At 61.5% G+C, this 19,634-nt stretch carries 19 protein-coding genes and 1 pseudogene; 7 read left to right on the top strand and 13 right to left on the bottom strand.

Annotation, left to right across the window (positions count from 1 at the left end):
* Positions 1 to 151: 151 nt before the first annotated feature.
* The 5 genes and pseudogenes from paaE to paaA form a co-directional block, all read right to left on the bottom strand.
* Positions 152 to 1,240, bottom strand: coding sequence for a 1,2-phenylacetyl-CoA epoxidase subunit PaaE (paaE, locus tag NCT04_RS07085; protein WP_250464608.1), 1,089 nt, complete (start codon positions 1,238 to 1,240; stop codon positions 152 to 154).
* Between the two features lie 29 nt (positions 1,241 to 1,269).
* Positions 1,270 to 1,770: pseudogene (gene paaD / locus NCT04_RS07080) on the bottom strand (1,2-phenylacetyl-CoA epoxidase subunit PaaD); the annotation flags it as partial.
* A gap of 35 nt (positions 1,771 to 1,805) precedes the next feature.
* Positions 1,806 to 2,618, bottom strand: a complete 813-nt coding sequence (gene paaC / locus NCT04_RS07075; protein WP_250464604.1) for a 1,2-phenylacetyl-CoA epoxidase subunit PaaC — start codon at positions 2,616 to 2,618, stop codon at positions 1,806 to 1,808.
* A gap of 9 nt (positions 2,619 to 2,627) precedes the next feature.
* Positions 2,628 to 2,912, bottom strand: a complete 285-nt coding sequence (gene paaB, locus NCT04_RS07070; protein ID WP_250464602.1) for a 1,2-phenylacetyl-CoA epoxidase subunit PaaB — start codon at positions 2,910 to 2,912, stop codon at positions 2,628 to 2,630.
* Positions 2,913 to 2,923: 11 nt separating this feature from the next.
* Complete coding sequence (gene paaA, locus NCT04_RS07065; protein WP_250464601.1) at positions 2,924 to 3,934, bottom strand: 1,2-phenylacetyl-CoA epoxidase subunit PaaA; 1,011 nt, start codon at positions 3,932 to 3,934, stop codon at positions 2,924 to 2,926.
* 298 nt (positions 3,935 to 4,232) lie between these two features.
* Between paaA and NCT04_RS07060 the strand changes: the two genes are divergently transcribed.
* Positions 4,233 to 4,556, top strand: coding sequence for a DUF4148 domain-containing protein (locus NCT04_RS07060; protein WP_244827834.1), 324 nt, complete (start codon positions 4,233 to 4,235; stop codon positions 4,554 to 4,556).
* 224 nt (positions 4,557 to 4,780) lie between these two features.
* On the opposite strand, the gene NCT04_RS07055 is transcribed toward NCT04_RS07060, so the two are convergent.
* Together NCT04_RS07055 and NCT04_RS07050 are read right to left on the bottom strand one after the other, a co-directional pair.
* The gene (locus NCT04_RS07055) at positions 4,781 to 5,845 is read right to left on the bottom strand and encodes a hypothetical protein (RefSeq protein ID WP_250464599.1); all 1,065 of its coding nucleotides are present in this window, start codon (positions 5,843 to 5,845) and stop codon (positions 4,781 to 4,783) included.
* 345 nt (positions 5,846 to 6,190) lie between these two features.
* A complete protein-coding gene (locus NCT04_RS07050; protein ID WP_250464597.1) occupies positions 6,191 to 6,412 on the bottom strand; it encodes a hypothetical protein in 222 nt (73 codons plus the stop codon).
* Positions 6,413 to 6,686: 274 nt separating this feature from the next.
* Between NCT04_RS07050 and NCT04_RS07045 the strand changes: the two genes are divergently transcribed.
* Both NCT04_RS07045 and NCT04_RS07040 read left to right on the top strand, forming a co-directional pair.
* On the top strand, positions 6,687 to 7,730 hold the full coding sequence (locus NCT04_RS07045; RefSeq protein WP_250464595.1) for a T6SS phospholipase effector Tle1-like catalytic domain-containing protein: 1,044 nt from the start codon (positions 6,687 to 6,689) through the stop codon (positions 7,728 to 7,730).
* Positions 7,731 to 7,819: 89 nt separating this feature from the next.
* Positions 7,820 to 9,433, top strand: a complete 1,614-nt coding sequence (locus NCT04_RS07040) for a hypothetical protein (RefSeq protein ID WP_250464592.1) — start codon at positions 7,820 to 7,822, stop codon at positions 9,431 to 9,433.
* Between the two features lie 47 nt (positions 9,434 to 9,480).
* Here the strand turns inward: NCT04_RS07040 and NCT04_RS07035 are convergent, their stop codons facing one another.
* The 5 genes from NCT04_RS07035 to NCT04_RS07015 all read right to left on the bottom strand — a co-directional run bounded on the left by NCT04_RS07035 (position 9,481) and on the right by NCT04_RS07015 (position 14,457).
* On the bottom strand, positions 9,481 to 9,843 hold the full coding sequence (locus tag NCT04_RS07035; protein ID WP_250464590.1) for a hypothetical protein: 363 nt from the start codon (positions 9,841 to 9,843) through the stop codon (positions 9,481 to 9,483).
* A 226-nt stretch (positions 9,844 to 10,069) separates the two neighbouring features.
* The gene (locus NCT04_RS07030) at positions 10,070 to 11,305 is read right to left on the bottom strand and encodes a porin (protein WP_244827828.1); all 1,236 of its coding nucleotides are present in this window, start codon (positions 11,303 to 11,305) and stop codon (positions 10,070 to 10,072) included.
* Between the two features lie 568 nt (positions 11,306 to 11,873).
* On the bottom strand, positions 11,874 to 12,164 hold the full coding sequence (locus NCT04_RS07025) for a hypothetical protein (protein ID WP_250464589.1): 291 nt from the start codon (positions 12,162 to 12,164) through the stop codon (positions 11,874 to 11,876).
* Positions 12,165 to 12,234: 70 nt separating this feature from the next.
* Positions 12,235 to 13,386, bottom strand: a complete 1,152-nt coding sequence (locus tag NCT04_RS07020; RefSeq protein ID WP_250464588.1) for a Rieske 2Fe-2S domain-containing protein — start codon at positions 13,384 to 13,386, stop codon at positions 12,235 to 12,237.
* A 150-nt stretch (positions 13,387 to 13,536) separates the two neighbouring features.
* Positions 13,537 to 14,457, bottom strand: coding sequence for a LysR family transcriptional regulator (locus NCT04_RS07015; protein ID WP_250464586.1), 921 nt, complete (start codon positions 14,455 to 14,457; stop codon positions 13,537 to 13,539).
* Positions 14,458 to 14,575: 118 nt separating this feature from the next.
* Between NCT04_RS07015 and NCT04_RS07010 the strand changes: the two genes are divergently transcribed.
* The gene (locus tag NCT04_RS07010; RefSeq protein ID WP_250464584.1) at positions 14,576 to 15,511 is read left to right on the top strand and encodes a DMT family transporter; all 936 of its coding nucleotides are present in this window, start codon (positions 14,576 to 14,578) and stop codon (positions 15,509 to 15,511) included.
* Between the two features lies 1 nt (position 15,512).
* On the opposite strand, the gene NCT04_RS07005 is transcribed toward NCT04_RS07010, so the two are convergent.
* Positions 15,513 to 16,148 carry a DUF938 domain-containing protein gene (locus tag NCT04_RS07005; RefSeq protein WP_250464582.1) on the bottom strand — a complete coding sequence of 212 codons (636 nt, stop codon included), beginning with the start codon at positions 16,146 to 16,148 and terminating at the stop codon, positions 15,513 to 15,515.
* 343 nt (positions 16,149 to 16,491) lie between these two features.
* Here NCT04_RS07005 and NCT04_RS07000 point away from each other — a divergent pair, with 343 nt between their 5' ends.
* The 3 genes from NCT04_RS07000 (at position 16,492) to NCT04_RS06990 (ending at position 19,631) form a co-directional block, all read left to right on the top strand.
* Entirely contained in the window at positions 16,492 to 16,998 is a 507-nt protein-coding gene (locus NCT04_RS07000) for an ankyrin repeat domain-containing protein (protein WP_250464702.1), read from the top strand.
* A gap of 136 nt (positions 16,999 to 17,134) precedes the next feature.
* On the top strand, positions 17,135 to 18,322 hold the full coding sequence (locus NCT04_RS06995; RefSeq protein WP_250464581.1) for a PRC-barrel domain-containing protein: 1,188 nt from the start codon (positions 17,135 to 17,137) through the stop codon (positions 18,320 to 18,322).
* Between the two features lie 67 nt (positions 18,323 to 18,389).
* Complete coding sequence (locus NCT04_RS06990) at positions 18,390 to 19,631, top strand: MFS transporter (protein ID WP_244827821.1); 1,242 nt, start codon at positions 18,390 to 18,392, stop codon at positions 19,629 to 19,631.
* The last annotated feature ends 3 nt before the right edge of the window (positions 19,632 to 19,634 follow it).

The following is a 19,634-nucleotide window of genomic DNA, read 5'->3' as shown; positions in this document are numbered from 1 at the left end:
CGCTAAGCGCCAACTAAGCGCTGAAAGCATCCGTACGATGACACAAACAAAGCTTACGAAACAATTTGTGCAAACGCTTGCGAGGGTTTATGCGTAAAGAATTCTTCCGATATTTCCTGAATTGTTTTTCTTAAGCCACGCTAAGAAGTGTCTAGCGTTCGTCGAAGCTCACGACTATGCGTTCGCTAACCGGATGACACTGGCACGTCAGCACGAAACCGTCATCGATCTCGTGTTGTTCGAGCGTGAAATTCCGGTCCATCTTTACCTCTCCCTCAAGCACCTTTGCGCGGCACGTGCAGCACACGCCGCCTTTGCACGCATAGGGCAGCGCCAAACCCGCTTTGAGTCCGATGTCGAGCACACTCACGCCTTCATAGGGCAAACGCAGTTTGCGCCGTTTTCCGTCGATGACGAGTTCAAGGTCGGCCGCAGGCGTGTTGTCGGTAATTTCGACGGCCGGAACGCCCGCTTGCGGCAAGGCTGTACCGAAACGCTCCACATGGATCCGTTTCTGTGCGATGCCCGAACTCTTGAGCGCGGCTTCAGCCGCATCCATCATCGGCCCAGGACCGCAAATGAAGGCTTCATCGATTTCTTGCGGAGGCAGCAGCGTTTGCAGGAACGCGCGGCACTTTGCTTCGTCCAGCACGCCGTTGAAGAGCTCGACATCCTGCAAGTCGTCCGAGAGCACGTGATAGAGCGAAAAGCGGCTCATATAACGGTTCTTGAGATCTTCGAGCTCTTCGGCAAACATGATCGCATCCACACTGCGATTGCCGTACACAAGCGTGAAGCGGCTCGTGGGTTCCGTATCGAGCGTGGTCTTGACGATGGCGAGCACTGGCGTGATGCCCGAGCCACCTGAAAACGCCACGTAATGCTTGGCGTGGTCCGCATTCAGATGCGTAAAGAAACGGCCATCGGGCGTCATGACTTCGATCTCGTGGCCGGGCTTCAGCGTGTCGAATGCGAAGTTCGAAAAGCGCCCGCCGCGCACGCGCTTGATGCCGATACGCAATTCTCCATCGCGATCGTAATCCGTGACACCTACGCAGATGGAATAGGACCGGCGCGTCTCTTCGCCGTCGATATGCGTCTTCAAGGTCACGAACTGCCCTTGCGTGAAGCGGAACGCGTCGCGCAGCAGTGGCGGTACATCGAACGAGACGGTGACCGCGTCGGCCGTTTCAGGACGAACCTCGCGAATGCGCAGCGGATGGAATTGCGGAGTGGCCATGAGCGTTGAATCGATAAAAAAGAAACGGATCAGTACGGCTTGAAGTAATCGAACGGCTCGCGGCAATCGACGCATCGGTACAGCGCCTTGCACGCCGTCGAGCCGAATTGCGCGAGCTTTTCCGTATGCGTCGAACCGCAACGAGGACACGCGACCGTCTCCTGCTTCATAGGCTTATATGGCACGAAACGCAGCGGTTGCTCCTGATTCGGTGCAGCAGTTCCACGTTGCCCCGTCGGCGGCGCGATGCCATAACGTCGTAGCTTGTCGCGCGCTTCATCGGTGATCCAGTCGGTGGTCCATGCCGGCGCGAGCACCGTCTCAATGCGATGCGCCCCGAGCTTCGCGGTATGGATTGCATACGCGATGTCCTCGGCGATCTGCGACATGGCGGGACATCCCGAGTAAGTCGGCGTAATCACGACCTCGAGCACGCCGTCCGCGCCATGACGCACGTCGCGCAAGATGCCCAGTTCGCGTATGGATACGACGGGGATCTCCGGGTCCGGCACGGCTTCGAGCACGGACCATACGTATTGCAAGACAGTATCGGCGTGCATGGTGTTCACCAGCTTGCGCCCGGGTGCTGACGTGCGAGGCTTTGCATCTCCGCGAGCAGATAACCCATATGCTCGGAGTGTTCGCCGAGTTTGCCTGTGCTGACATGCTTTACATCGGCGGGCGCGGTGAGTGTAGCTTCGTTTAAAGCGTCGTCGAGCTGTGCGCGCCATGCCGCTTCGGAATCGCTCGCAAGCGGCGCGATGCCTGCTTGTGCAACGGCACGCTCGATTGCATCGATCACAAAAAACTCGCGTGTGTAAGGCATCAAATAGTCGAGTGCTGCCTGTGCGCGTCGATGCGATTCCTCCGTGCCGTCGCCGAAGCGCACGAGCCAGTCGCGTGCATGATGCAAGTGGTAACGGACTTCCTTGATCGACTTTGCGGCAATGGCGGCAAGCTGCGCATCGGCCGATGCCTGCAAGGCCGTCCATAGTTCAGCCATCAACGCCGAATAGAGGAAGTTGCGCACGATGGTCACTGCATAATCGCGCTCGGTTCGCACCGTGCCCGCGAACGGTCCATGGTGCGGCAGCTCGGCAATCGTATAGTTGGCGAACTCACGCTCGCCACGAAAGTACGCGTAATCGTCTTCGGTTTTCTGCGTGCCGGTCATCTCGGCTTCGAGCGTTGCCGCATGCGAATAAAGCAAGCGCGCCTGTCCGATGAGATCGAGACTCATGTTAGCGAGCGCGATGTCTTCTTCGAGCGCGGGACCGTGGCTGCACCATTCGGCGTTTCGCTGACCGAGGATCAACGCGTTGTCGGCGAGGCGCAGGACGTAAGCGAGATGTTCGCGCGTCGGAATGAGCGTCGTCATGTCCCGCCTTTACATGTGATTGATTTCGTCGGGCAGCACGAAGAACGTAGGATGCCGATATATCTTGTCGATCGCGGGTTCGAATAATTCGCCCTTGTCCGCCGGGTCCGATGCCGTGATAGCCGATGATGGCACCACCCAGATGCTCACGCCTTCCTGACGCCGCGTATAGACATCGCGCGCCATTCTCAACGCAGCGCCCGCGTCGGGCGCATGCAGGCTGCCGCAATGCTTGTGATCTAGACCCTGCTTGCTACGCACGAACACTTCCCAGATCGGCCATTCCTTGCTCATCGTCGTCTCCTTCATGCGGCCTGTTTCTGCTGATCCTGCGCTTTGCGCGCTTGTTTGTCGGCATAAGCGAGCGCCGCTTCGCGCACCCACGCGCCATCGTCATTCGCCTTTACGCGAGTCGCAAGCCGTTCCTTGTTGCACGGACCGTCACCATTGACCACTCGCCAGAATTCGTCCCAGTCGATCTCGCCGTAGTCATGCGCACCGCGCGCTTCGTTCCATTTGAGATCGGGATCGGGCAACGTTACGCCGAGAATCTTCGCTTGCTCGACGGTGGCATCGACGAACTTTTGCCGCAGGTCGTCGTTCGAAATTCGCTTGATGCCCCACGCGAACGACTGGCCGCTATGAATGGAATCCTTGTCGCTCGGTCCAAACATCATCAGCACGGGCCACCACCAGCGATTCACGGCTTGCTGCACGAGGTCTTTCTGCGCTTGCGTGCCTTTCATCATTGCGAGCAGGGCATCGAAGCCCTGCCGTTGGTGGAACGACTCTTCCTTGCAAATGCGAATCATCGCGCGCGCGTAAGGGCCGTAAGTACAGCGGCACAGCGGTATCTGATTCATGATCGCGGCGCCATCCACGAGCCAGCCGATCACGCCCACGTCGGCCCATGTAGGCGTCGGATAGTTGAAGATGCTCGAATATTTGGCCTTGCCCGCATGCAGCGCGTCGGTCAGTTGGTCGCGCGAGACGCCGAGCGTTTCAGCCGCGCTGTAGAGATACAAGCCGTGGCCGCCCTCGTCCTGCACCTTGGCGAGCAGGATCGCCTTGCGCTTCAGGCTAGGCGCACGACTGATCCAGTTGCCCTCGGGCTGCATGCCGATGATCTCCGAGTGCGCGTGCTGAGAAATCTGCCGCACCAACGTCTTGCGATACGCCTCGGGCATCCAGTCTTGCGGTTCGATCTTGCTATCCGCCTGCATCACCGCATCGAAATGTTGCTGTTGCGACGACGCCTCGGCTGAAGCGTCCGAAACCGCGGGCTGACCCGGAAGATCGAGGGATTGCGTGTACATGCGAGACTCCGCTCTATTTTGAGAAGCGATGCAGCGAGTATATCGATTAACCGACCGTACGGTTGATTAATTTTAAGATGAACGTCTTGAACGCCGATAGGCTAGGTGAAACCCTAATTTTGTATGCCAGTGAGTGGTATTTTTAATTCAAGCGCATCCATGGATTGTTGCCATCCCTAGAAAGATCCTTCAACGGATCGATAGATGATCCGCGACTCAGCCCTCTCTACACTCCGTGCAAACGCTGTCCCGAAAGCTATTCGAAGAGCACGACCTATCCACCACGGAGCCGACATCCATGAAACCGTTCTTCTCTGCGATCGCCATCGCCGCTGCTTTTGCCGTCCCCGCCCTTTCTTACTCGCAAACGGATGCGCCGCTTACTCGCGCGCAGGTTCGCGCCGAACTCGCGCAACTAGAGAACGCCGGCTACAACCCGGTCGCAGCCGATCCTACCTATCCGTCGAACATTCAGGCAGCCGAAGCGCGTGTGGGCACGCAATCCATTGCGCAAGCGTCAACGCAGTCGAATGACTATGGTTCGGTCACGGCTGGGTCGTCGCAAGCTGGTCGCACGACGAGCACTCAACCTCGCGCGTTCGGCACGTTTTTCGGGCAGTAAGCGCTGGGGTTGTCTGCGCTTGGCGTGTGCTTGTGTTGCTTGGCGCGTCATTGGATGCAGAATGCAAAGCCAAGGCAAATGCACCCGGCCTATCCGTGCTGGCAATCTCATCTCGCGCTTCGCGACATTGCGACATTGCGACACGAGGACATCCATAGCGGCGGCGCCACTCGATCTGCCTCTTACAAGAACAGTAACGAGCAAACGCCGAGCGCGCGGACAACTCAGTTGGCAGGGATCGTCACGACCGGCGCTTTCGATGTGTCCGTCACTTCGGCTAGCGCCATCAGGTTCTGCACGACGGTAAATGCGTACTTCGAATCGAAGTCCCTTCTGTCGATCCAATAGTTCGTTTTGTCGTAGGGCACGCTGACATACGCATCCTGCGGCGGCTTCTCGCCCACTTGCACGATGATGGTCGGACGCGTCTCGCCGCCGATCAACCCGATGGTCGGCTTGGTTGCTCCCGTTCCCACCTGCTCGTCCGGCACGGTGATCTGCGCGCCGATATCGGTCAGGATCCCAAGCACGGAACGCGTGACCATCGGAATGCGATCATGATCCGCCGCCTGGCCGTAGACGAGTTCATACGTCTTCATCTTCGGAGACAACTTGAGCAGCTTGCGCACGAGCGTGAGATCGCCGACGGTCTGCTTGTTAGTGCCGCTGCGCGTTGCGCCGAGCGTGATGAACACGCCGCCATCCTTTCCATTACGTGATTCAATATTCAATTCGCCGGCCAGTTGCAGACGGCGCAGCGCTTGAATCAGCATGAAAAATTCAGGCGCGCCTGATCCATTCGGGCCGCCGAGCGCCGTGCCGTTCTGTAACCCGCCGATGGATTGCGCCGTGATGCGCAAGAGCAGATCGACCGGAATGCCGCTTTCGGCAAGCGGCATCACGAGCGCGGGTGCGAGCGGGCGGATGTATGCGCTCGCGTAGGCGTCGCCCGTGGTAGGGGTGAAGGTGAAAGTCGGATGGTTCGAATACGACACGCTTCCGGTGGCTGCCGCGTAGTTCGGCACGCTGCCAGAACCCGCATTGAGCGTGGCGCCAGCGGTGGTATCGAACGTGTAGGCGGCAATGATGCTGCTCACCGTGAGGAATGAAGGCGAATCTGCGAAGCGCAAACCGACGATTGCGGCAAGAATTTCGCGCTTCTTGGCATCGCCGAGTGCGCGTGAATAGTCGACCTGATCGGCTTTTAGACGGCTCGGGCCGATGCCCGCGCAGCCTGCCGCCAGAAAAGATGCAGAGAGTACAGCTATCGATAGGGCTTTCCGTGTCATGGCTCTCGGGGAAATTAACGGGGAGGATCGTCGGCATGTCGCCGCGGAACATTCGGGCGGTCATCGCAAATTTCATACCTTTGCCAGCCGATTGCATGTTGAATGCGGTGGACCGGATGCCTGGAACCTGCGCCATCTTCGCGTCGCACGAACGTGGCTTTCCTTCGGAGCGTCGCATGTTACTGTTAGACACGCCCTAACGATTTGCATTTTGCATGCGGTCGACCCAATGCATAATGCCTCTCCGCTCTCGCCTTGCACGAAAGCGTCTCGCTTCCGGCGCCGTACACGTTGGTGCCTAATGCACCCGGCCGGCACACAAGCCGTCGCGAAAGCCGCGAGCGATCACTTGGAAGCGTCGTTGCCAAAACTTTGCGATGACACCGTCCCCGATGCCGCCGCGCCATGCGTCCCACCGCGGATATGCCGATTCGCGTCCGCATGCTGCGCGACCAACCGATCGAGATGGTCCTGCGCGAAGCGCGGACCATCGTCGCGTGCGAATGCCGGTGCACCGAGTGTTGCAGCGCATGCAAAAACGATCATGGCGAGAAACGTTTTCTTCATGATTCACCCCCGCAATAGTCGACGGCCCGATCACGCCCTATCGCATCGGCCGTGGATCAAGGATGGCACATTCATGTCGATCCGTCCGTGCGCAAGATGCATGGGTCCCCCTCGTATCCGCCAAAATACAGCCGCTCCATGCCCGCGCGCCGTTTTCGCGTATCCGATGCTTGCAGCTTGCCCCGCGATTTCCTATCCCTTACTCAAGGCGCTTTTGTCAGACCGCTGACAACGTATGAGAGCGTATCGAGACTTGGTAAGGAGACCCTTCATCATGAATCTCGCCATCTTTTTTGACGGCACCTGGAACGAACCCAACGATCGCACCAACGCATATCTGCTCTACAAGCTCGCACCCGAGACGGACGAGCAGGAAACGCTCTACGTTCAAGGCGTCGGGACACGAGGTAACGGGTTGTTCGCGCTGGCCGGCAAGTTCCTCGGCGGCGCGTTCGGCGACGGGCTATCGGAAAACATCAAGGCCGGTTATGCGTGGCTTTGCGAACGCTACAAACCGGGCGCATCGATCTTCATTCTCGGCTTCAGTCGCGGCGCCTATTCGGCGCGCAGTCTTGCCGGGCTGATCCGCAAATGCGGGCTCGCCACCGACACGGGACAAGATTCGATCGATCAGGCATACGGCATCTATCGTGATCAGAATGCGAGCGCCACGGATGACGCAGTCGTCGCGTATCGCAAGCAGTTCTCGCGCGATGTGGATATCGCATTCGTTGGCGTCTGGGATACGGTCGGCGAACTGGGCATTCCAGTCGGCACATTGCCGGTGCCGGGATTTTCGAGCTACTACAAGTTCCACGATACGACGCTGTCCAACACGACGAAGGCCGCGTATCACGCGATCGCGGCCAACGAATATCGCTCGCTCTATGCGCCGACGTTGTGGACGCAAGGTTCCGAGGATCGTGGCAACTTGCCGCTCGAGCAGCGCTGGTTCATGGGCGCGCATGCCAATGTCGGCGGCGGCTACCTGAGTCCACCACGCACCCCCGAAGATCTGCTACCACTGATTCCCGCCGAATGGCTGCGTGAAAAGGCGGCATCGCATGGCCTCGTGTTCGACAAGCCAATCGATATTCCGTTAGCCGCTTACGCATGCGAGCCAATCGATTCATACGCCGAGTTCACCAGCAAAAGCGCCGTGCTAAGGGATGTTTGCGAAAAGGCACCGCGTGTTGCAGGTACGGCGCTCAACGAGACGATCGATCCAAGCCTTTCCAAGCGGCTCGATACGCCCGGTTTTCTGGACATCTATCCGCAACTCTGCGCACAGCTTCGCAGGCTGCCAGTTGGTCAATGAGCAAGCAGTCGATCGATCAGTAATCCGATCAATTGGCGATACCGGCATCAGGGCTATCGCCTATTCGGTTTGATCGACGGGAGACCGTAATGAGCGTACCGTCCACACCGCAACTCCGCGCAGGCGAGCGCGAAGATATCGAGCCGAGCGATACGGAAGCCGGGCACGGCGATCCCGGGCCGCGCGCGGCTGAGGATCTCGCCAAATGCGAAGCACTCATCTCACGCGCTGCCGCAACCGGTACGATCCTCGACAACGCCGACGTCGACGCCGTGCGTAACGCGCGCTGCGCCTTCGGTCGCGGCGTGTGGAACCGCGCCACCGCCAGCGCGTTTTATGGTGCAATGAGCCGTATCGCGGCAGCGTCGCATTATCCGGGCAGCAGCATCGTCGCCGATCTCGATCACTGCCGCGACATGGTCTCGTATGGCGCACAAAACGGCAAACCGCTCGATGAACACGATGTCGAAGCCATGTCGAGGGCACGCGCCGCCCAGCAAAATCGCACGTGGAACGCGGAAACGGAGAGCGCCTTCTATGCCGCGATGAGCCGTATCGCGCATGCGGTGACGCCTGTCGTCGCCGCGACTGCCGGCAACGAAGCACGCGAAGGCGCGCGTCGTGCAATCCGCATCTATACGCGCTCGGCGATTGCGCTCACTGTGCTGGTGGTGTCGTTGTCGTGCTTGCTCTTCGTGGGCAATCAGATTTCGAGCGATATCGCCAACGTCGTGAAGAGCAACGACGCGGCCGCGCTCACACTGCACAACCAGTTGCAGGCGCATGCGGTGGCTATCGGCGAGGCTGTCAAAAAGAAGGACGATGCCGCTCTCATCGCGCTGCAGAACTCGCAGCCCGCACTGCAGATCAAGGAGGAACTGCAGAACTTCGCGACCAATAACCGGCAGCTTTTCGCGGACGTGTCCCGCATTAGTGCGTTGACCACCGGCCTTGGACTCGGCGTCATCCGCAGCCCTTATAAGCGGCCTTGCGACGATCAAGAGAGCGTGCTTAATTTTCAGAGCGCGTACCGCACTTCGCATTCGCGTCGATACACCGGCGGCAATGTAGACAGCGACTGGCAATGCAATCCGGACGTCGCCCGGAAGGTGCTCGAAATCACACTGCCGCTACTGGCCAAACCGCACGCGCAGACCGGGGACGAGCATCCGCCGACCGATCTCGACGCTGTCGAGCAAGGGTTTCAGAAGATCGCCGTCTATCAGGACATCCGCGCGATGGCGCTGTATGCAAACGACATCATTCTTTCCATTGTGGGTGCTGTGACCGGCTTCTTGCTGCCCGTGCTGTATGCATGGCTCGGTGCGTGCGCCGCGATCTTGCGGCAGTTGAGCGCGGAGTCGTCTGCCAGCACGTTTCATCCCGAGCATTCGAAAGTGGCGAATCGCGCACATGTGACGAGCGCGATCATCGTCGGCATTTCCATTGGACTCTTCAGCAAGCTATTGGAGGGCGGCAAGGACGTATCGCCGCTCGCGTTGGCGTTCATTGCGGGGTACGCGTCGGACAAGTTCTTCTATTTCGTCGATCGCCTCGTCGGCGCGATGTTTCCCCCGCGCGACGCACCGCCGGCCCGGGGGCATGCTTCTGGAACGCTGTCTGGCGGTAAGACCAGAATTTCGGCTGGCAGCGCCGCGGCCCGGTCTGTCGAAGGTGGTGAATCGCCGCGAGGGCACGCGTGATTTTGCATGCTGCATGCCGCATTAAGAATGCAGCATGCAAATGCTCATCAGAACACCTGTGGTGGCGTTCCATCGGTCAAACCACGCGGCAGCGGTTCATCGAGCGCAAATTCCACGTTCGGATAATCCTGCAACCGCCCGCTCACTTCCGTCTCGCCTTCGCTGGTGAACAGTCCATCGAGATAATCGAACGACAGCTCTTCCACCAAAGCCTTGAGCGCCAGTTCCGGGCTGCGCTTGGGCTCCACTGAAATCTCGCCTACATCGAGACTCGCGCAATACTCGCCGTCTTTGGATTCGATCGCACCGATGTCGATAACCTTGCCGTCGACATTCTGTGCCAGTACGCGCTGTTCGACGGCGAAGAGGCGAAACAACTGTTCATCGAGTGATTCGTCTTTGGTGGTCATGTCCGTATCTCCGTTACCGGGCCCTTGAGCGAGACTCAATGCCGACGTTTGCATGCGAAATACCATTCGCAGCAAAGGCTGCGCCAGCAAGCCCGCAACCCGGCAATATGGCAACCCGGCAACCCGACATGAACCCGGCATCGACCACGTAAACGAAAAAACCGGACGCCGAAGCGCCCGGTTTTCTGCATGCAGCTTTGTACAACCCGCTCCGCAGCCCGAAAGCTTAGAAGCGGTGAATGATACCCACGCCTGCCGCGAACTGGCTGCGCGAGGTCGACGGAGCGCTCTGGAAGCCGTCGCCGATCGAAGCCGTGGCGTTGATCTGGCGATTCGTCGCGCCCGCAGCGGTGAACGTCGGCGTGCCGAGCGTGCGGCCGTTGGCGCGCTGGAATGCTTCCAGTGCATACAGACCCGTGCGCTTGGACAGCGAGTAGTACTGGCTCAGGTTGAACTGATGGTAGGACGCTGCATCGTCGATACCGTTCGCCTTGCTTGCCCACGTGTAGCTGTAGCCAGCAGCAAAGTCCCATGCCGCCGTTGCCTTCCAGTGCAGCACGGTGCCAGCCGTATTGAAGATCGCCGTGTCGGTGAACTTCGAGTTGATACCCGGGATGTACTGAACGTTCGTGTACGTCGCCGAAATATCCCACTGGCTGTTGAACGTGTAGCCGCCGCCAACCGCGAAGCGGTTCTGAGCTTGCGCGCCCTGATAACCGTTCGTGACTGCCGAGATGCCCGACTGGCCGCCCGTGTTGGTCGTCGAATCCGCGCCGTACACGCCGCCGCCAATCGTCGAGTTGTTGATACGCGTGAACGCGACCGTCGCGCCGATCGGGCCTTGCGCGTACTGCAAGGCGCCCGACCACGTCGATCCGCGGTAGGCGCTATCCGGCGTGCCAGCCAACGAGTACGAGCCGCTTGCCGTGAAGCCGAAGAGTTTCGGCGACGTGTAGACGATCGAGTTGTTCGCGCGGTAGATCGTATCCAGTTCGTCCAGATCGCCCGGGTGCGCGCCGAAGTATCCGGTCAGCCAGTTCGTCGGGCTATACGGCGCCATCAGCGTGTAATACGACGTGTATTGGCGACCAAGAGTCAACGTACCGTAGGTGGGGTTCGTGAGACCGACCCAAGCCTGGCGACCGAACATCGCGTTGGCGTATTGCTGTCCGCCATTGTTGATGTTGAAGCCCGATTCCAACTGGAAGATTGCCTTATTGCCGCCGCCGAGATCTTCGGCGCCCTTCAGGCCGAAGCGGCTACCCGCCCAGATGCCCGATGCCAGCTTGACGTTCGAACGTCCGCCGCTGTTGGAGCCAAGTGCGCCCTGGCTGCTCTGGTAGACGATCGAGTCATCGACGATACCGTAAAGCGTCACGCTGCTTTGAGCGAACGCCGGGACTGCTGCGGCAAAGGCGGTGGCGGCGACGATGGCAGCCTTGGTCAAGCGGAAACCCTTCATTTCTTCTCCTGTGTGCGAATGGCAAATCTTCTGATCTTTAGTGAGCCGGTAACGGATGCCGCTTAACGCTGAACCGCCTTATAAATTCGTAACATTTCATCGCTGGCAAGTGTATGGCTTACGGATGCAATGCGAAAGAATCAGGCAGATTCGTGTCTTTTTTTTGCACTGTGTGGTTAACCAGTATTTTCTGGCGCGCAAATATTGGGCATCCGGTCATGAAACTGACCGGTAGCTGACAACTGCGAGACGAAAATCGAGATGTGACGAGAGCGGGCAAAGCTGTGACGAAGCCGGCGCGATCGCCTGAAAGCCTTACTGTATAGGACTCGATGTGAAAATTTGATACGCGGAGAAGGGAAGCGTGCCCGAGGATTCGGCCTGGGCCGAAGACACGACTGAAAGGATTTGCACAGGGCCAGTCACGCGGCGCGACTGAGTTTGACCACGGCTTACGGCCCGACGAAAGCCGTTACGGTGCCGAAGGAAATATGTAAATCACTAATCGATTGTTGGGAAAGCCGCATGGATGGTCACCATGCGGTTCATGAGACTGCGCGCGGATGGCTCAGTCGTCGATCTTCGAGCGCAGTTCGCGCGCTGTTTCCAGCAAACCTTCATAGCCCGAACGCGCATGCGCAGGCAAATCCGGGTCGCCGACGAGCGTGCCGAGCGTCTCGATGATGCTGTAAAGAATGCCCTTTGCCGCGCCGGCCGCCATCCTGCCTGCCGCGACGGATTCATCGACGTGTGAAAGCGCCGCATCGAATAGCTCGACGCCAGGATGCGCTTCGCCAACCGCCGGGTCGGTTGCGCGCGGATCGTTCAGATTGCGCGGATCAGTCGGGTCGCCGTTCATGTGATGGTCCTCCAGACGAATGGCCTTCTTCTTGTATAGCGCCGTGGCGATGCCGCCGCAATCGGTGGCATCACGACGTCGGCAAGTCCATCACCGGCTGCATGAAATGGATGCGCTTGGCATCGCCATAACCGGCGCGGTGCGCCACGCCATGCTCGGTCAGCAAAGCGCGCAATTCGAGAATGACCGGAAACACTTCGTGGTTGTGATCCGCGCCCTGCCTGTCATGCGCTTCCTGCTCGCGCTCGACGATCCACCGGTCTTCCTTGAAGATGCGCTCGGTGAACCACACGAGCAACGGCCACGCGGCATCGAGCACGCCGGGAAGTTTCGGGCGGCGGATCGACAGCAAGCCGAAGGTGCGGTTGGTGCGCTGTTCGGCATCGAGCGGGACATAGGCGATCCACAGGTCCATTACCATCGTCTCGTCCTTCGTGTGGATCTTGAGCGTCTGGTACGGATACTCGGTGCGAATCGTCATCACGTCCTTGTGCGAATCGTCGGCCTTGGTGCCGCGTTTCTGGCCGAACACGAGCGCCTCGCCGATAGGCTGCTTGCCCGCCTCGCGCGCGAAGGTGTAATCGACTTCGATCCAGTCGTCGCCGCGACGTCGTCCGACCGAGCGCGCGCGCATGCTGCCCATTTGCCGCCGATGCAGAAACTGATGGTTCATATCCATCAGGTTTTCATGCATGAAGCTGTAATGGCACTTCACGGGCTTGCCGAAACGGCGTGTCTTGTAGGCTTTGTCGCTCGCCGAGACGAGGTTGGGAAACTTGGCGTCGTCGGCCTTGGCCGGGTCGCCGGTGAAGACGAAGATGAGCCCCGCTTCCTCGCGGCACGGATAGGAACGCACGCCGTTGGGCAAGCGTTCGCGGCCGAGATACGGAATGTCGGTGCAACGGCCGGTGCAGTCGTAAGTCCAGCCGTGATAGCAACAGCGGATGGATTCGCCATCCACGACACCCGCCGACAACGGCACTTGCCGATGCGCGCAGCGGTCCTCCAGCGCGAACACTTTGTCCGACTCACTGCGCACGAGCACGATGGGATCGCCCGCGAACTTCACGGCGTGCGTCTTGCCGCGTTTGACCTCGCGCGACCATGCAAGCGGATACCAGTGATCCGGATGAATATCGACGCGGCGCAGATCGCGCGGCGCTCTTGTTGTTGTATCGACCGAACCGGCTTCCTGTTGGCCCTGCGGCAACGCTGCGTGCATGTACGACGCCTCCGGAAAAGGAGATCGGATTGAGCGCCACGCATGATGCGCGGCGCGATGAACGACCTTTGGCAGTCTACACGGCGCGGCCCGATTCGGTGCGCGTGCAGCCTGCGTTTCGTCAATGTGGGCCATGTCAAGCCGGTTCGGTCAGTCTGACTCGCCGAGATGGGCGTGCAGATAATCGATCAGCGCGCGCGCCTTCGGCGGCAAAAAGCGATTGGGCGGATAAAGCAGCCACACCGGTCCCCGATACGCGCGCGCCTGCACCTCCCAATCCACCAGCACGGCTTGCACGCGGCCGCTCGCAAGCGCTTCGCGCGCCGCGAACTCCGGCAGAGTCGCAATGCCCATGCCGTTCTCAGCCGCGTCGAGCCGCGCGCCCGCGTGATTGGCGATGTACCGGCCGTGCACCGCGACCGTCGCCGTCTCACCGCCGCGCGCAAACCGCCAGCGATGATCGTCCACGGTCTCGCCGAGCGGAATGCAATCGTGACGCCCAAGATCACGCGGATGCGCGGGCTCGCCGCGCGTCTGAAGGTAACGAGGCGCCGCGCACAGCAGCCATCGCACGCGGCCGATGCGCCGTGCCGCGAGACCTTGCGGCGGATCGTCGGTGGCGCGGATGACAAGATCGACGTCGCTCGCGAGCGGATCGATGTCGTGATCGCTGAACACGAGCTGCAAATCCACTTCGGGATAAGCCGCGAGAAAGCCTGGCACGAGCGGATGAATCACCGACTTCGCATATGCCGTGGGCGCCGATAGCGAGACCTTGCCCTGTGGCTTTCCGGATAGTTGCCCGGCGGCATCCACCGCGCCGGACGCGGCCGTCGCCATGTCGCGGCAATGCCGATACACCTGATATCCCGATTCCGTCACGCGCACCTTGCGCGTCGAACGTTCAAGCAGGCGCGTGGCGAGCGCGTCTTCGAGCCGCTTGATTTGCCGGCTCACCGTCGATGGCGTGCTGCCCAATTGCCGCGCCGCGATCGAGAAGTTGCCGGCATCGACCACGCGTGCGAATACCGCCATGTCCGGCAGCAAGTCGAAAAGATCCGAAGGGTTCATTTGTGCATCCGCGACAATTAATCTGTGCGTCCAGACCCGATTATCGCGATGAACGCATCATTCGACAATGACGGCTTGCTGCTGGGCACTGCCAGTCAGCACTTACCGGAGACGTCGCATGACCCTCGCATCGCCTGTTCGCCGCCTGCTTCCTGTCTCCGATTTGCTGCTTTTCGTGGTGGCGATGGTTTGGGGAAGCAGCTATGGCGTCGTCAAAAACGCGCTCGGGTTTTATCCGGTGCTGGCGCTCATCGCGTTGCGGTTCGGCATTACCTTCGTGCTGTTGAGCGTGAACCTGCGCCACTTGCGCCGTGTCGACCTGAAAACGCTCATGGGTGTGCTGACTTGCGGCCTCTTGCTGCTCGCCATCTTCCTCGCGGAGACCTTTGGCGTGATGCTCACGCGCGCCGCGAACGCCGCGTTTCTCATCAGTCTGTGCGTGGTGATGACGCCGCTCGTCGAATGGGCGATGCTGCGTCGCAAACCCGGCGCGACCGAGTGGCTCGCGGTCGCGGTGTCGCTTGGCGGTGCGTGGTTGCTCGCCGGCGATGGCGCGTTCAGCTTCAATCCCGGCGATGCACTGATTTTGGTCGCCGCCGTGCTGCGCGCGCTCTCGGTATGCGTGACCAAGCGCGTGATGCGCGCCTCGCCACTTCCGGCGCTCACCGTGACGGCCGTGCAGGCGGGCGTCGTCGCGAGCGGCAGCGCGCTGCTGGCGTTCTTCTTCGTGCCGTCGCAATGGCAGCCCTTGCCGTCGTTCGCGGGACACGGCGCGTTCTGGGGCTCGGTGATGTATCTCGTGATCGCGTGCACGCTCTTCGCGTTCTTCGCGCAAAACTATGCGATCGGCCGTAGCAGTCCGACGCGTGTATCGCTTTTGATGGGCAGCGAACCCGCGTTCGGCGCGCTCTTCGCAAGCGTCTGGCTGGGCGAGCATGTATCGGCGACGGGATGGATCGGCGGCGGCCTGATCGTCCTCGCCTCGTTGATGGCGACAGTTCCCTGGCGCGGATGGTTCGCGGCGCGGTCGGGCCTCGCAAACCGATCGACCTGATCTAACCGCGCCGAAACACCAGACTGAAGTTGTTCGCCGGCATCGGCACGACTTCCTCGAGCGCAAAGCCCACCGATCTACCCAACGCCTCCACCGCCTCCAGATTGCGCACGCCCCAGCGCGGATCGCGTGCGCGCAACTCCGTGTCGAACGCTTCGTTGCTCGGAGCGGTATGCGCGCCATTGCGCCGATACGGCCCATACAGGTAAAGTACGCCCCCCGCCGGAAGATGCCGCGACGCGCCGCGAAACAGTGCCTCGGCGGCCTCCCACGGCGCAATGTGGATCATGTTGATGCACACGACCGCCGCGATTCCCGCGTCCTCGCCGATGCGCCAGTCGTCCTCACGCACATCGAGCGCAAGCGCCGCGTTCAGATTCGCGAGGCCCGCATGCTCGCGCCACGCGTCGATGGATGCGCGCGCGGCGGCATCCGCATCGCTTGGCTGCCACACGATGCCGGGTAAAGCCGCCGCGCAATGCACGGCATGCTGACCGGTGCCGCTCGCGATCTCTAGCACGACGCCAGCGGACGGCAGCACGCGCGTCAAGACCGATAGAATCGCATCGCGATTGCGTTCGGCGGCGGGAGCGCGGCGGCGCACGCGGGCATCGTCATCGGGGGAAGTGGTCGTCATCGAAGAGCGGTTGAGTTTGGATTCGTTGAGCGTCAGGGCTTCGGTGGCACACGCTTAAAGAGTTGGCGCGATTCCTGCTGCCCGCCCCGTCGCACGAGCGTTGCCAAGGCCGCCGCGCGCCGGAGTTATGAAGCGCGCACGCAACCCCGTGTATGCTCCCGGAAGATTTCCGCGCGGCGCTCAAGCTTACCCGATGAGCAGCCGGTTGCCCGCAGCGCGATCCAGATAACGCGAAACCATGGAGCTGACCATGCCGCACGACCCAACCAGGGATACGCCTTCGGGCAACGCCCCGCAGCACGCTTCGCCGGCAAATGGCCCCGCCGACGGCCCGGACGACGAAATGATCGCCTTCGCGACCGAAGTCTTCGAAGTCGCGCGCAAAGGCGACGCCGCCATGCTCGACGCGCTGCTTGCCAAGGGCCTGCCGCCGAACCTGCGCAACGACAAGGGCGACAGCCTCGTCATGCTCGCGAGCTATCACGGCCACGCCGATGCCGTGCGCGTGCTGCTGCAACACAAGGCCGAACCGAACCTGCGCAACGATAACGGCCAGTCGCCAATCGCGGGCGCGGCCTTCAAGGGCTACAAGCCAGTAATCGAGACGCTGCTCGAACATGGCGCCGATGTCGAAGGCGCATCGCCTGACGGACGCACGGCGTTGATGATCGCGGCCATGTTCAATCGCGTGGAGATCGTCGAATATCTGATCGCGCGTGGAGCCAATCCGGATGCGCGCGACAAGGGCGGTTTCTCCGCACGCGACGCCGCCGAAAAAATGGGCGCGCCGGACACTGCCGCGCGTCTTGCACAGGCGGCGAGCACGCACACACGCCCGTCCGATGTGTGACGGCGCGCATGACACGCCCTTGGCACGGCCCGCGCTGAATGCACGGTAACGAACCCGCCCTCTTGCATGGCACCGGAGCGAGGCGCGCAGTGCCCGCTCCGATCGACAGGTGACACGGAACCATGGAGCTTTTGTGATGACAGGCGGACTCTCGCATCGAAGCGATGCGTCGACGACCGGCCTCGCCGCGCTCGGCCTCGTAGCGGGGATGCTCGCTATGCGCCTCGCCTGGCGCGCTGTCGCATCGCTGATGCGGCACCCTGCGCGGCATGAGCGATTCCCGCTTGCAACGCTCGCGGTGATCTTCGCGGCCTTCGCCCTGTCCGCCTGCGGACTCTTGCCGGTGCAGACGCCCGCGCCCATCGTCGAACATTCGTATATTCCGACGCCGGACGAAACCGAGAGCACCGAGCCCGAGGAACCCGCGCCTGTCGCCGCCGTGCCCGAGCCCGCATCGACGCCGAAGCCCGCGCCCGCGCCGAAGCCCAAACGCCGTATCGTCAAACCGAAACCGCCGGAGCCAGTGATCGTGCAGCCGCAAGAAGCGCCCGAGCCGCCGCCGCCGCCCCCGCCGATCATCTCCACGCGTATCCTGCAGCACGATCAGCTGCACGGCCTGCTCGATGCCGAAGTGCAGCGCGCCGATGGCAAGGTCGTGGGCCGCGCGGTGGACTTGTATATCGATACCGCCGCCAAGCCGAAGCTCATGATGGTGAACCTCGCCGGCTTCCTCGGCGTAGGCGACCGAAAAGTCAACTTCCCGTGGACCGCGTTCCGCTTCGCGCCCAACTCGAAGACCGCGCCGATCACCTTCGTGCCGCCCGCGCCCGCCGTCAAGGGCAAGCCCGCCGACCCCGCGCCGAAGCCGCAACCGGTCGCGGAAGCGCCGCCGAGCTACCTGCAACTCGTCGATTCGACCGTGACCCAGAAGACCGGCGCGCGTATTGGACGGGTGGTCGACGTGCTCGTCGATTCGCAAGGCGAGCCAGAAGCGCTCGTGCTCGACCTGAGCAATTCGCTCGCGGAAGACAAGCGCCATGTGGCCGCGAACTGGGGCGATCTGCACGTCGTGACGCGCAACAAGCAAGCGAGCTTGCAGATGGACTTCACCGAAGCGCAACTGAAGGCCTCGCCGACCTACTCGCCCGAGCAACCGATCAAGATCGTTTCGCCGGTCGTAGCCGCGCCCGCCGCGCCTGTTTCTTCGCCGGCGGCCGCGGCATCGGCGGGCGCGCCGGCCTCGAACTCGTCTACCGGCACGACCGCATCCGGGTCCGTGGCGGCGCAGTCGTCGGCATCGTCCGGCGCGCGCCCGAACAAATGACGCAGACGACGCACATGACGCAAAAGACGCACATGAAGATTCACGAGATCGATAACCGAATCACAACATGGTAATTGCACGAAGTCTGCGCGCGCTCGACTGGCTGAACTTCTTCGTCGCCAACGTGCAGACGGGCTTCGGCCCTTTCATCGCCTCTTATCTCGCTGCCAACAAATGGACGCAGGGTGAGATCGGCCTCATGCTGTCGGTCGGCACCATCAGCGCGATGGCGAGCCAGCTGCCCGCGGGCGCGCTCGTCGATGCCATGCGCAACAAGAAGTTCGCCGCGCTTTCGGCCATCGTCGCGATCATCGCGAGTGCGTTGTTGCTCGCGGCGAGTCCGACCTTCATTCCGGTGTTCGCCGCCGAAGTGCTGCACGGCTTCGCGAGCTGCATGCTGGTCCCGGCGATGGCCGCGATTTCGCTCGCACTCGTCTCGCGTGCCGATCTCGGCGACCGGCTCGGCCGCAACGCGCGCTGGGCGTCCATAGGCTCCGCGCTGACCGCCGCGTTGATGGGCGCGTTCGGAGAATATCTGTCCTTGCGCTCGGTGTTCTTTCTCACGGCGGCGCTCGCGTTGCCGGCAATCTTCGCCTTGCGCATGATTCATTACGATGCGCCGCCCGTCGTGCCGCGCATGCCTGCGGGCAAGCCGAACCTGACGCCGGAAGGCGAAGAGCGCGAGTCCTTGCGCGAGCTTCTGAAAGACCGGCGCCTGCTGATTTTCGCGGCTTGCGTGGTGCTGTTCCATCTCTCGAACGCGGCGATGCTGAATCTCGCCGCCGGCGAAGTCACCGCGCACATGGGCGACAACGTTCAACTGGTGATCGCGGCGTGCATCATCGTGCCGCAGTTCATTGTGGCGGCGCTCTCGCCGTGGGTCGGGCGCAAGGCGCAGCATTGGGGACGCCGGCCGGTTCTGATCATCGGATTTTGCGCCTTGCCCCTGCGCGCGATTCTCTTCGCCGGCGTCAGCAGCCCTTATCTGCTCGTGCCGGTGCAGATGCTCGATGGCATCAGCGCGGCCGTCTTCGGCGTGATGCTGCCGCTCATCGCCGCCGATGTCGCCGGCGGGCGCGGGCATTACAACCTGACCATCGGCTTCTTTGGGCTGGCAGCGGGCGTCGGAGCAACCTTGTCGACCGCGGCCGCAGGCTTTGCCGCCGATCGCTTCGGCACGTCGATGAGCTTTTTCGGCCTCGCCGCTGCGGGCGCGCTCGCCGTCTTGCTCGTCTGGCTCGCGATGCCGGAGACGCGCGGAGCGGAGAAAGCCGAGGCCGGCACCGCCGAACCATCCGTCAAGGTTTGATAA

Origin of the sequence: Caballeronia sp. GAFFF2 (assembly GCF_023631485.1) — a bacterium.
Classification (GTDB): Bacteria; Pseudomonadota; Gammaproteobacteria; order Burkholderiales; family Burkholderiaceae; genus Caballeronia.
Note: the sequence above shows the minus strand (reverse complement) of the source record. Positions and strands in the feature narration are given on the sequence as shown.

What these genes read in the sequence shown, in the direction of transcription:
- paaE (WP_250464608.1), bottom strand. Translation starts at nt 1,240, where the DNA reads ATGGCCACTCCGCAATTCCATCCGCTGCGCATTCGCGAGGTTCGTCCT.
- NCT04_RS07030 (WP_244827828.1), bottom strand. Translation starts at nt 11,305, where the DNA reads ATGAAGGGTTTCCGCTTGACCAAGGCTGCCATCGTCGCCGCCACCGCC.
- NCT04_RS06990 (WP_244827821.1), top strand. Translation starts at nt 18,390, where the DNA reads ATGGTAATTGCACGAAGTCTGCGCGCGCTCGACTGGCTGAACTTCTTC.
- NCT04_RS06995 (WP_250464581.1), top strand. Translation starts at nt 17,135, where the DNA reads ATGACAGGCGGACTCTCGCATCGAAGCGATGCGTCGACGACCGGCCTC.
- NCT04_RS07035 (WP_250464590.1), bottom strand. Translation starts at nt 9,843, where the DNA reads ATGACCACCAAAGACGAATCACTCGATGAACAGTTGTTTCGCCTCTTC.
- NCT04_RS07040 (WP_250464592.1), top strand. Translation starts at nt 7,820, where the DNA reads ATGAGCGTACCGTCCACACCGCAACTCCGCGCAGGCGAGCGCGAAGAT.
- paaB (WP_250464602.1), bottom strand. Translation starts at nt 2,912, where the DNA reads ATGAGCAAGGAATGGCCGATCTGGGAAGTGTTCGTGCGTAGCAAGCAG.
- NCT04_RS07050 (WP_250464597.1), bottom strand. Translation starts at nt 6,412, where the DNA reads ATGAAGAAAACGTTTCTCGCCATGATCGTTTTTGCATGCGCTGCAACA.
- NCT04_RS07045 (WP_250464595.1), top strand. Translation starts at nt 6,687, where the DNA reads ATGAATCTCGCCATCTTTTTTGACGGCACCTGGAACGAACCCAACGAT.
- paaA (WP_250464601.1), bottom strand. Translation starts at nt 3,934, where the DNA reads ATGTACACGCAATCCCTCGATCTTCCGGGTCAGCCCGCGGTTTCGGAC.
- NCT04_RS07055 (WP_250464599.1), bottom strand. Translation starts at nt 5,845, where the DNA reads ATGACACGGAAAGCCCTATCGATAGCTGTACTCTCTGCATCTTTTCTG.
- NCT04_RS07025 (WP_250464589.1), bottom strand. Translation starts at nt 12,164, where the DNA reads ATGAACGGCGACCCGACTGATCCGCGCAATCTGAACGATCCGCGCGCA.
- NCT04_RS07010 (WP_250464584.1), top strand. Translation starts at nt 14,576, where the DNA reads ATGACCCTCGCATCGCCTGTTCGCCGCCTGCTTCCTGTCTCCGATTTG.
- NCT04_RS07020 (WP_250464588.1), bottom strand. Translation starts at nt 13,386, where the DNA reads ATGCACGCAGCGTTGCCGCAGGGCCAACAGGAAGCCGGTTCGGTCGAT.
- paaC (WP_250464604.1), bottom strand. Translation starts at nt 2,618, where the DNA reads ATGACGACGCTCATTCCGACGCGCGAACATCTCGCTTACGTCCTGCGC.
- NCT04_RS07000 (WP_250464702.1), top strand. Translation starts at nt 16,492, where the DNA reads ATGATCGCCTTCGCGACCGAAGTCTTCGAAGTCGCGCGCAAAGGCGAC.
- NCT04_RS07005 (WP_250464582.1), bottom strand. Translation starts at nt 16,148, where the DNA reads ATGACGACCACTTCCCCCGATGACGATGCCCGCGTGCGCCGCCGCGCT.
- NCT04_RS07015 (WP_250464586.1), bottom strand. Translation starts at nt 14,457, where the DNA reads ATGAACCCTTCGGATCTTTTCGACTTGCTGCCGGACATGGCGGTATTC.
- NCT04_RS07060 (WP_244827834.1), top strand. Translation starts at nt 4,233, where the DNA reads ATGAAACCGTTCTTCTCTGCGATCGCCATCGCCGCTGCTTTTGCCGTC.